Source organism: Deltaproteobacteria bacterium (genome assembly GCA_016875225.1).
GTDB lineage: Bacteria > Myxococcota_A > UBA9160 > SZUA-336 > SZUA-336 > VGRW01.
Map to the genome: position 1 here is coordinate 1 of VGRW01000102.1, position 10,316 is coordinate 10,316.

The window sequence follows — 10,316 nt, forward strand, 5'->3', positions numbered from 1 at the left end:
TGGCTGCAGAACTTCCGCCGCGTCGTCACCCGCTGGGAGTACAAAGCCCAGAACTACCGAGCATTCGTCCAACTCGCCTGTATCTGCATCATGCTGAGACAATTTTGAGACTGCCTCTAGAGGTCCGTGACCTCACCGCACTCCGACACACCCGCGTGGCTGTTCTCGTTCGTCGACCTCGCCTTCCTGATCCTGCTCGCGATGACGCAGGTCGGGTCGCTCGACTCCGAGAAGGGGCTCGATCTGGGCGAGCTCGTCCTGCCCCGAGTCGGAGAACAGGCGCCCGCCGAGGCGCTCGCGGTCGGCGGCGACGCGACACAAGTTCGCGTATACCCGCCCGGAGACGCGCAGCCCGTGTTCGAGCTCGTGACCGCGGGCGAGCCGAGCCCGCGAATCGGTAGGGACGAGCTGCGCGACCGACTGGCTCGGCTGCGCGCCGCTTCCCCCGAGCGACCCGCCCTCGCACCGCACGCGGACTCGCGAAGCGAAGACCTGCTCGCCGCGGTCGCGCTGGTCGAGGACGCATGGCCGAGCGAGCGCCGCGCGCTGGTCGAGCGGATCGGGGCGAAGCCGTGAGAGCGAGCCCGGTCTCGCGCTGCTTCGGTCATGGAGCCGCGAATTTCCGCGTCGCGGCGCAGCCGCTCGCGCTGGTGCCGCCGCCCTCGCCGCTCGCGGGAGCCGGAAGCGCCGCCGCGACGGTCGTCGCGAGCGGCATCCTGGTCTTCGCGGGGGTTCGCGCACTCGACTCGAGCGACGCCGGCGAGAGCGGGCTTCGGATCGTGCCGCTCCAGGCGCAGGTCGTCGTCGCGCCGCCGGAGCCTGCGCCCGTGGCCGAGCGGGAGCCGGCGCCCGCGCCGGTGGTCGTCGCGAAGCAGACGGTGCCGACGCAGCGGAAGCCCGAGCCCGAGGCGCTGCGCGCGCCGGAACGAAAGCCCGTGCGGCCGGCTCCGCTTCCCGTGCCCGCGCCGGTCGAGGCCGAGACGCGCACCGCCTGGCGTCCGCCTGCGGCGGTCGCGAGCGCCGCGCCGCGCGCGAAGGCGCCGCGATTCGCGATCGACGCCGTCGCGGGTCCCGCGCCGGCGGAACGCGAGAATCCGACGCGCGTCGCCAGCCTGCCGCCGGGCGCGCCCGCGCCGCGGCGCGCCGCCGTTCCGACACTTCCGCGCGTAGCGCCCCTCGCGGCCGCCGTGCCGACACTTCCCGGTGACGACTCGACCGCGGCCGTCTCCGCGCGTGCGACTCCGAGCCACGCAGCTCCGGAGCGGGCCGCGCTGCGAGCCGCCCCGGCGCGCCCGGTCTCGTTCGCCGGCGCAGCGGACACCCGGAGCGCGGCTTCGCCACGCGAGACCGCCGCGGCGGTGCGCGAGCGCGTCGCGGCCGCGCCGGTCCCCGCGCCGGCGCGGCGCTCGGAGCCGGAGGCCAAGCTCCGCGGCGTCCCACTGTCGACGCTCGCCGCGTGTCGCAGCGACCGGCGCGAGGACTCGCTGAAGCTCGCGGTCCTCGGCGCCGTCGGCGACAGGCGCGAGTGCTCGAGCGCGGCGGGCACCTACCGCTTCGTCGAGACCAAGAACCTGAACGCATTTCTGATGTGGATCGAGCGGGCGCCGGGCCGCGCGGCGGTGGACCGCTGCGCCGAGCTCACGCACGCGCTGAGCTGCCTGTCAGGGCAGGGAGCGAAGTGATGCGAATCGGAGCGAGAATTCGACTGGTCCTGCTCGGCCTCGCGATCGCGAGCCCCGCGTCGGCCGGAACGGAGTCGGCCGTCTGGTCGAGCTACCTCGACTACGCGTACGTGTACTCGTCGGCCGACGCAGCCGCGCTTCGCGAGCGACTGCAGGGCTACGGCAGCGAGGCGGGGATCTCGCTCGACCGCTACGTCAGCGAGTACTTCGAGACGCTCGCGCCCCACGAGTCGCCCGACGAGGAGTCGCTCCAGCGTCGGAAGGCGATCGCCCACCTGCTGCTGCACCTCTCGAAGGGTTCGCAGGAGGAGCTCGAGGCGAGCGTCGAGGCGATCCGCGCGCTCTCGGGTCGCCTCGATCGGCACGAGAACGCCTACTGGTACCACTACATCCTCGCGACCCGCGCGCTCGAACGCGGCAACGCGGGTGACTTCGTGCAGGAAGTCCTCGATCTCTGGCTGACCGTCGTGCTTCCGCTCGAGGCGACCTACCAGACGCTCGACGACCTCTCGCTCTCCGACGCGCCGAACTCGGGCTTCCTCGCCGCGCTCCCCTACGTGTACGAGAACACCGCGCGGATGATCGTGCTGCGCAGTCAGGAGAAGGGCGTCGATCGCGATCTCGACCCGCTCGGCGCGATCGTCCGGCTGCTCTACGACGGGCGCGTCGGCGCGCACCCGGAGGTGATCCCCGTCGCCGCGTCGTCGCGCGCGTACCTGGAGCGGATCGTCGGCCGGATGGACGGGCCGGAGTCGGACGTCGGCAGCCTCACCTTCACGCTCGCGCTGCTCGAGGCGAGCAAGCACCACGAGACCGCGCGCGGCCTTCTCGCGCAGGACGGCCTCGGCGCAGCGACGCAGCGCGCGCTGCGAACGACCACCGGCGCCTACGAGGTCGCCTTCAAGCGCGCGCGCACGGTCGAGGGGCAGTGTGCGGTGTACACGCGCGTGCTGCGCGAGATCGGCGAGGTGTACGTGGCGAAGCAACGCCTCGACACCGAGGCCGAGCTCGACATGCCCTTCAGCATCGAGGGCGCGGTCGGAGTCTGGGCGACGCTTCGCGGCGAGATGGCCGGAGACTGGAAGAAGCTCGGCTATCAGAACGTGACTCGCGAGCAGTATCTCGACGCGATGCGCCGGCTCTGGGAGGAGATCCAGGAGACCAGCCTGAACGTCGCCGACTACTACCTGTGGCGCGCCGCGAAGGAGCCGACCCGCGCCGACGAGTATGCGCGCGCCGCCGCGCGCGTCTACGGCCGCTACCTCGGCTTCTTCCACCAGTACGCGACCGAGGACGGGAAGTCCGCGCTTCCGGACTCCGCCTACTTCGCGGCGTTCGAAGCCTCGAAGGGCGTCGGCAACGCCCTGCTCGCCTATGCGGCCCGGCCGAGCTCGGCGGAAGTCGTGCTCGGCACCGAGCGCTACCGCAGCGCGCTGCTGCTCTTCCCGTTCGATCGCGAGCTCTGGCCGGCGATCACCGCGGGACTCGGCCGTCACGGGCGGCAGAGCGAGTACGCGAAAATCGTGCGCCCGATTGCCGAGCACGTCGCTCGCTCGCGCGCGCTCTCGAGCTGGATCGACGGCAGCGAGCCCGAAGCGAAGCGCCTGTCGGTGCTGCGCACCGCTCTCGCAGACAGCGAGGTTCTGCTCTACCTGGGCTTCGCCGAGAGCGAGCGGATCCCCGAGCTCGACGCCCAGCTCGACGAGCTGCGCGGAAAGCGCGAGGCGCTGCTGCGCGAGATCGCGGAGCTCGGCTCGCGCCGCGACGCGATGCGCGCGGTCTCGCCCGAGCCGGTCCCGGCCGCGCCCGACGAGACGGGCACGGACGACCTGGCCGACGTGGCGCAGAAGCTGGCTGATGCCGAAGCGCTGCTCGCGCGCACCGAGCAGCAGATCGCCGCGCGCTCGCGGGCGCTTCCGCTCTGGAAGGAAACGCTTGCGACCGACGGTCTCGCCGACGAGATGCGCGCCCGCCGCGACCACCCGGTGCACGTGCTGCTGCGCCGCATGTACCACGAGGGCCGGCCGATGGAGACCCGAAATGACTGAGATCGCGCTTCGCGCCTGGATCGCCGGCTTCGCGTGTCTCGCGCTCGCGGCGTGCGCCTCGTCGGGAAGCCGCCCCGTGGACTTCGGCAGCACCGAGAAGGCCGCAGAAGAGACCGCGCCGCTCGGCGGCGCGTCGCTCGATCTGCGCCGCGCGAACATGGCGCGGATGTACGAGGACCTGATGCACTTCCGCACCGCCCTCGACGACGCGGAGCAGCGCGGAGATCGCACCACGCAAGTAGCGCTCCAGCATTTCGTGGACGCGTACATCGGGATGCACCTCGATCCCATGCTGGCGGGCGAGTGGCAGAGCCGTCACCCGGAGCTGTGGGGCGTCGACGCCGATCTGCGCCTGGCCAAGGCGCAGGTCCTCGCGCGAATGCGCGAGCGGGCGCGAGCCAACGCCGTGCTCGAGGAGGTCGGCACCCGCTATGCCGGCCGGGAGGACATGCTCGTGCACTATCCCCCCGGAAATCAGAGCCCGCTCGGCAAGGCCGTACAGCTGATTCGCGACGGCGACTGAGAAAGGACCCCCCGATGAACGGCTCTCTGCTCTCGACCCAGGCGACGATCGTGATCGTGATGAGCGTTCTCTCGCTCGCCGCGATCTGTGTTCCACTCTACCGCGGCCTGTCGCTCTCGGCGCGCGCGTTCCGGGCCACGCGGCTCGTGCCGCGGCCGCTGCTCGAGAAGAGCCTGCAGCTGGCGGCGAAGGGTCGCGCCGACTCGATCGCCGTGCTGATGCTGCGCGTGCTCGCCAAGTCGCTGCGCTCGCCCGACGCGCGAACGGTGGCGAGCGACTTCGTGGTCGACGCGAGCCGGCAGTACGTGATGAACGAGTACGAGGCGAGCTATTCGCGCCCGATCTCGATGTACGCGAATCTGCTTCCGCCCGTCGGCCTGGCCGGGAACGCGATCGGCATGCTGATCCTACTGGTCTCCAAGCACATGGCGGGCACCGCGCTCGAGCTCGGCGCACTCGGCCTCGCGCTGTCGTCGACGATCTTCGCGCTGATCGGCTACGCGCTTCTCGAGGCGATCAAGCCGCGGCTCTACGGCCGCATGCTCCGCTGCCTCGACGAAGTGGTCTCGCTGCAGCGCACGGCCGAAGAGCGCTCGGCGGCGACGAGCGCGGCGGCGGTGCCGTCGCCCGCCTGAGCCGCTTCACCACCGCGGCAGCGAGGCGACCTCGAGCCGGGTCGAGAAGCCGCGCTCGCGAAGCTCGGCGGTGACCGGACCGAGCTCCGAGATCCGCTCGAAGCCGATCAGGTAGACGTCCCAGCGCTCGGCGCCGTCGCCTTGCCAAGGAACCAGCGCCGGCACGCCCGGAAGGCCGCGGAGCTCTTCGACCACCCGGTCGGCCTCGCCGCGCGTCGCGCGCGTGGCCACGAGCACCGCGTAGGGCGCGCTCGAGAGCGAGGCGAGCGGACCGACGCGCTGCACCTGGCGCTCGAAGGCGAGCCTTCGCATGGTCGACTCCGCGCGCTGGTCCTCGGGGGTCTGGACCGGGTGGACCTGCACCGCGGCGACCAGGCGGCGCGTCCGATCGATCTCTCGCGTGGAGCGGAAGAACCAGCCCAGGATGGGAATGTCCGACAGATACGGGACACCCTCCTCGCTGCTCGTGCTGACGTCCGCCGGAGCCGCGGCCACGAGCATCACCGCGCCATGGGTCATGCGGACGTTCGCGTCGACCTTGAACTTGCGCAGCGTCGGCCCCTGATCCCCCGTCGTGCTCGAGCTCTCTGCCTCGCTCACGAGCGAGAGTGACTCGGCGACGGAGCTGACCTCGATGTGGAGCTCGAGCCCGACGCTCTCGTCCGAGACCGCCGTCGGCGTGACGGCGAGATCGACGCCGACGTCCTCGCGTTGGATCGCCACCGAGGTGAAGAACGAGTCCGTCGAGTCACTTTCCGCTGACGAGACCGGAATCGGCACCTGATCGCCGCTGAAGATGCGCTGCTCCTCTCCGGCGACCGCGAGCAAATACGGGCTGGTGAGCGCGCGAATGCTCACGTCGCCCTCGGCCGCGGTGATCTGCGCGCCGCCGGTGGGCACGACGGCGACGGTCGGCAGGCCGTCGGGCCCGATGATCGGAATCAGCAGCGGCGTACGCGTGAAGCGCGCCAGGAACGGCACGACCTCGGGAGTGGAGAGCAGGCTCTCGACGTCGCCGATCGCCGTGAACGCGATCGTGTCGTCGAGGTCTTCGAAATGGACCAGCGGCAGCAGCGCGTCGAAGCCGAGCTCGAGCCCCTTCGCGGTCTCGACGTCCCAGACGTGCACCTCGATCCCGATCCGCGCCGGGATCCGGTCGAGCTCGCCGATCACCGCGCTGATCTGCGCGAAGACCTCGCGGTTGGCGCGAATCACCAGCGAGTTCGTCGCCTCGTCGACGGCGATCTCGAGGCCGTCGCCGGGCGAGCCGTCGGCGGATTCCTGGCCGAGTTCGAGGCCGAGCAGGTGCTCCGAGAGCGCCTGCGCCTCGGCGTTCACCACGCGCACCACGTGCAATCCGCTCGTCGAGCGCGCCGGAGCGTCGAGCGTCTCGATCAGCGCGCGGATCTCGGCGATGCGCGCGGGCGCGCCCTGCACGAGCAGCGAATTCGTGCGCTCGTCGATGACGATCCGAAACGGGAGCTCGGGCGCGACCCCGGGCTGGAAGGCCGCTTCGATCTGCGCGGCGAGCGTGGCGGCGACGGCCCAGCGCAGCGGAACGACCCGAAGCTCCGACTTCGACGCCTTGTCGAGCGCGCGCACCAGCACCAGCATCGCGGCGAGCCGATCCTCGGGCGCAGCGATGATCAGGCCGTTCGTGGGCGGGTACGGCAGCACGATCGCGGCGCGCGACTCGCGACCGAGGACCGCCGCGATCTCGTCGGGCTTCGCCGCGTCGAGCCGGACCAGCGTCGTGACGAGCCGCGACGACTCGCGCGACGCCTCGCCGTAGAGCCACGGAGCGGCGCTCCTGCCCGCCTCGATCGGCAGGATCTTCCAGACGCCGCCGGGGCCGGGAATCGTGGCGTAGCCGACCATGAGCAGCGTCGCGTTCAGGACCTCGAGCGCCTCGTCCGCGCTGATCTCGTCCTCGAGAACGACGGTGACCCGGCCGCGAAGCTCCGCGTCGTGCACGAAGCGCCGGCCCGTCGCGCGCGCGACCGCCGCGACCACCGCGCCGATCTCCGCTTCGCGGAAGTTCAGCACGAGGCCCTCGCCGCTCGCCGGGGCGGCGAGGGCAAACACCAGAGCTGCGGCGACGAGAGCGCGCACGTCGCGCAGGATACCGCCGATGCGCGTACGCTGGCAGCGGTGGGGACCACGGCGGACAAGGCGGACTCGGCGGGTCGGCGATCGCGACGCTCGCGCAAGGCCCTGCTCGCGATCGCGCTGCTTCTCGCGGGCCTCGTCGCAGCCGACCGCGCGCTCGTGCTCTGGCCCGCGCACTGGGCCTGGGTCGCGCGCGAGATGCCGGTGCGCGTGTCCGATCCGTACCGGGTCGAGGCGCTGCTGCGCTCCACTCCCCCGAGCCGGCGCAACGTGCCGATCCTCGGCAACAGCCTGGCCGAGCGCGGGCTCGATCCTGCGGAGCTGGAGCGGCGCTTCGCGGCGCAGGGGCTGCGCTTCCCCTCGATCACGATCGGCAGCGGACCGGCGCTGGCCTTCGGCATGCTGGCGAACGCGGTCGCCGATCTCGAGCCGCGCGCGGCGATCTTCGTGGCCGGGCCGCTCTCGCTGCGCTCCCTGCCGCAGCTCCACCGAGTCCGCGTCTACGATCTGCGCTCGGTTCCCGAGCTGTTCAGCGCTCGCGACGTGCTGCGCGAGCCCGGCTTCCACGTCGCGGGGCTGTTCGGCGAGCTGAGCGTCGTGCTGAGACACGGGCGCGCGCTTCGCAACGCCGCGCGGGTGCGCCTTGGGCTTGGCCAGTGGGACCAGCACGGCGGCGGGCCGATCGACGCGCGACAGGGCGAGTACGGTCCGGGCAGTGACTCGTGGCTGAACTGGATTCGCGAGCCGGTCCCGGACAGCTACCCCAACGCGAACACGCGCGCGCTCGCGTACCTTTCCCGCAGGCTTCGCGAGTCGGGCGCGCGGCTGCTGGTGATCGACGCGCCCGTGCTCGCCACACCGCAGACGCAGAGCGTTGGCGCACGCATCGATCGCTACCGTCAGTTCCTGCGCGAGCTCTCGGCGGAGGCGGGCTTCGAGCTGCTCGAACCCGACCCACAGGTGGTCTACCGGCCGGAGGACTTCCTGGACGGCGTGCACCCGAGCGATTCCGGGCGCGCGCGATTCACCGCCGCGCTGATCGAGTCACTAGGCGATCGGCTCGAACGCGATCAGGGCGTCGAAGGAAGCGCCGGAGCCGAGCCCGTGCGTCGGTAGCACGGACGAGAAGCTCCCCACCCGGTCGTGCAGCGCCAGATAGTTCAGCACGATCGCCTCGGCCAGAAGCGCGACGTTGTTCGCGACCGCGGTCGACGCGGTCTCGACCGACGCCGAGGGCCGGAAGTAGCCGATCTGGTGCGCGCCCGGGCGCGCGAGCGCGGGGCGCCCGGTCGGGCTGTAGACCAGCACCAGGCTCGCGGCGGTGTCGGAGTTGTCGCCCTTCCAGATACCCTTGCCGCGCCCGTCGGCGGAGTTGTCGAGAACGCCGTCGCTGGAGAGAGACCCGTCGGAGAGCACGTAGAGCATGAGCGGCGCCGCTCGGCGCGCGGCGAACTCGAGCGCCGCGCCCATCATCTGGCCGGCAAGGAAGTCGCGGACCTCGCCGGTGGCGCGCGTGCTGTCGTGGTAGTCGTAGCCGCCCTGCTCGATGGTGCCCGCGCCCGCGTAGCCCTCGACCACGAGCTTCATCACCGCCGCGGTCTTCGCGAAGCGGCTCTGGTTCAGCTCGGCCGCCGTGAAGATCGGGTTCGCGCCGGTGGCGATGTCGGCGTCCGCGAGCGGGTTCACCAGGTCCGGGTTTCCGTAGCGCGAGATCAGGTCGGTGGTCTGGGTGTAGTTGCACAGGATGCGCGACTCGAGCGCGGGGTCTTCGCTCTCGTGCGCGAGCTTGATCGCGCTGATCTCCTCGGCGGCGCGCGCCACCTGCCCGGCTTGGGTCTGGTTCAGCAGCGAGACCAGATTTCCGGTGTCGATCAGGCCCGTCGCGTCGCGCGCCGAGTCGACCTTGGTCGGTCGCACGGTCGGGTCGATCATCGACATCGGCGCTTCCGAGTTCCCACCCGAGACGGAGCTCACCGAGCCGATCAGCGTCACGAGCTCGCCGTCGGCACCGGCGCGGTTGATGCCATACATGGGGTTGTGCGGGTTGTTGTCGGTGTCGTTGTCCGAGCGCGCGCAGAAGATCGAGCCGTTCACGTTCGCGCGCGTGGCGGCCGAGGTCTTCGACACGATCCCGCGCAGGAACGCGCTGTCGGAGTGGAAGGCGATGCCGAGCTCGGTGTTCACCTGGCCGGGATTTCCCGGCGTCAGGTCCGACGGCAGGCCGAGCTTCGCGTAGCCCTCGGCGGTGAGCAGGTCGAGCTGCCCGCCCGGACCGCCGACCAGCACGTTCGAGCCGGCGATGCTCGCGCCGCCCGCGAGATCGAGACACAGGAACGGAGTCAGCCCCGCGCCGGCGCGAAGCGTGCAGCCCGCGGTCTGCGCGCGCGCGGTCGACGCGCGCAGCAGCGACAGGAACGTCGGCGCCATGACCAGTCCCGCACCCGAGATCAGCCCGCGGGCCAGGAAGTCGCGGCGCGTGAGCGGACGCCGATGGCCTTCGAGCCGCAGCGGCGCGTCCGCGGGATGGGTGCTCCTTCGTCTCATCTCACTCACCTCTTACGCGCTAGTGCAGCTGCACCGCGGCGCTCGACAGCACCGCCGCGCAGACGCCCTTCGCGACGTTTCGGGTATGGCTGGCCGGGCACGACGCAGCCGTGCAACCGGCGACGAGCTGGTCGATCAGCGTGCCGAGCAGCGGCTGCGCCTCGGCGGCGGTCGGCTGGTTGGCGAGCGACGTCCCGAGCATTCGCGTCGTGATCGGATCGATCACCTGGTCGCGCTGCGTTGCTGTCGAGAAGGCGCTCGTGGCGGGGAGCGTCCAGTCGAAGCCCGCGCCGAAGAAATTGCTGCGCAGGCTGGCGTTCTCGATCAGCGCGTCGCAGTAGTCGAGCGCGAGCCTCGAGATTCCGACCTGGTGCGCCGAGACGAACGCCTCGACGTCGCTGTCGCTCGGCAGCGCCTGCTGGAGCTCGAGGTAAGTCGCGCGCACGGTCGCGCTGGTCGGCGACACACCCGTGAGCTCGGCCATCGAGTCGTTGATCTGCGCGAAGTCGCGGATGCCGATTCCGGCCGACGGCTCGACCACGCCCGGCGCGGGCGGCGGCGAGCCGGGCAGTGAATCGCCCCGGCTTTCCCGGAGGCTCCATTCCTTGAGAGGATGGAGCGATGGGAAGGAAGAGCAAGTTCTCACCTGAGGTCCGGGAGCGATCGGTTCGGCTGGTCTTCGAGCACAAGAGCAAGTACGGCTCGGAGTGGGAGGCGATCGGCTCGATCGCGGCGAAGATCGGTTGCACGGCGGAGACGCTGCGCAAATGGGTTC

10 protein-coding genes are annotated in these 10,316 nt (G+C 71.3%); 7 read left to right on the top strand and 3 right to left on the bottom strand.

Annotated elements, in window-relative coordinates; genetic code table 11:
• Nucleotides 1-126: 126 nt before the first annotated feature.
• From FJ108_16470 to FJ108_16490, 5 genes are read left to right on the top strand one after another with little or no spacing between them, the layout of a single operon-like run.
• Nucleotides 127-576: a hypothetical protein gene (locus FJ108_16470; protein MBM4337482.1), complete on the top strand. Its 450-nt coding sequence runs from the start codon at nucleotides 127-129 to the stop codon at nucleotides 574-576.
• Nucleotides 573-1,682: a hypothetical protein gene (locus tag FJ108_16475; protein MBM4337483.1), complete on the top strand. Its 1,110-nt coding sequence runs from the start codon at nucleotides 573-575 to the stop codon at nucleotides 1,680-1,682. The genes FJ108_16470 and FJ108_16475 overlap by 4 nt, the downstream gene beginning before the upstream one ends.
• Entirely contained in the window at nucleotides 1,682-3,730 is a 2,049-nt protein-coding gene (locus FJ108_16480; GenBank protein MBM4337484.1) for a hypothetical protein, read from the top strand. The genes FJ108_16475 and FJ108_16480 overlap by 1 nt, the downstream gene beginning before the upstream one ends.
• Nucleotides 3,723-4,253: a hypothetical protein gene (locus tag FJ108_16485; protein MBM4337485.1), complete on the top strand. Its 531-nt coding sequence runs from the start codon at nucleotides 3,723-3,725 to the stop codon at nucleotides 4,251-4,253. The genes FJ108_16480 and FJ108_16485 overlap by 8 nt, the downstream gene beginning before the upstream one ends.
• Before the next feature lie 14 nt (nucleotides 4,254-4,267).
• Nucleotides 4,268-4,888 carry a hypothetical protein gene (locus FJ108_16490; protein ID MBM4337486.1) on the top strand — a complete coding sequence of 207 codons (621 nt, stop codon included), beginning with the start codon at nucleotides 4,268-4,270 and terminating at the stop codon, nucleotides 4,886-4,888.
• A gap of 6 nt (nucleotides 4,889-4,894) precedes the next feature.
• Here FJ108_16490 and FJ108_16495 read toward each other — a convergent pair whose 3' ends face one another.
• A complete protein-coding gene (locus tag FJ108_16495) occupies nucleotides 4,895-7,000 on the bottom strand; it encodes a hypothetical protein (protein ID MBM4337487.1) in 2,106 nt (701 codons plus the stop codon).
• A gap of 39 nt (nucleotides 7,001-7,039) precedes the next feature.
• Here FJ108_16495 and FJ108_16500 point away from each other — a divergent pair, with 39 nt between their 5' ends.
• Nucleotides 7,040-8,113, top strand: a complete 1,074-nt coding sequence (locus tag FJ108_16500; protein ID MBM4337488.1) for a hypothetical protein — start codon at nucleotides 7,040-7,042, stop codon at nucleotides 8,111-8,113.
• On the opposite strand, the gene FJ108_16505 is transcribed toward FJ108_16500, so the two are convergent.
• Together FJ108_16505 and FJ108_16510 are read right to left on the bottom strand one after the other, a co-directional pair.
• Nucleotides 8,045-9,550: a general secretion pathway protein GspF gene (locus FJ108_16505; GenBank protein MBM4337489.1), complete on the bottom strand. Its 1,506-nt coding sequence runs from the start codon at nucleotides 9,548-9,550 to the stop codon at nucleotides 8,045-8,047. The genes FJ108_16500 and FJ108_16505 overlap by 69 nt on opposite strands.
• 10 nt (nucleotides 9,551-9,560) lie before the next feature.
• Complete coding sequence (locus tag FJ108_16510) at nucleotides 9,561-10,082, bottom strand: hypothetical protein (GenBank protein MBM4337490.1); 522 nt, start codon at nucleotides 10,080-10,082, stop codon at nucleotides 9,561-9,563.
• Between the two features lie 80 nt (nucleotides 10,083-10,162).
• On the opposite strand from FJ108_16510, the gene FJ108_16515 reads away from it, so the two are divergent.
• Nucleotides 10,163-10,316 (top strand): IS3 family transposase (locus tag FJ108_16515; protein ID MBM4337491.1); only part of this gene is annotated, 154 nt, incomplete at its 3' end.

Excerpts from the sequence above, each read along its gene's own strand:
- FJ108_16480 (MBM4337484.1), top strand. The coding sequence starts at position 1,682 with ATGCGAATCGGAGCGAGAATTCGACTGGTCCTGCTCGGCCTCGCGATC.
- FJ108_16485 (MBM4337485.1), top strand. The coding sequence starts at position 3,723 with ATGACTGAGATCGCGCTTCGCGCCTGGATCGCCGGCTTCGCGTGTCTC.
- FJ108_16490 (MBM4337486.1), top strand. The coding sequence starts at position 4,268 with ATGAACGGCTCTCTGCTCTCGACCCAGGCGACGATCGTGATCGTGATG.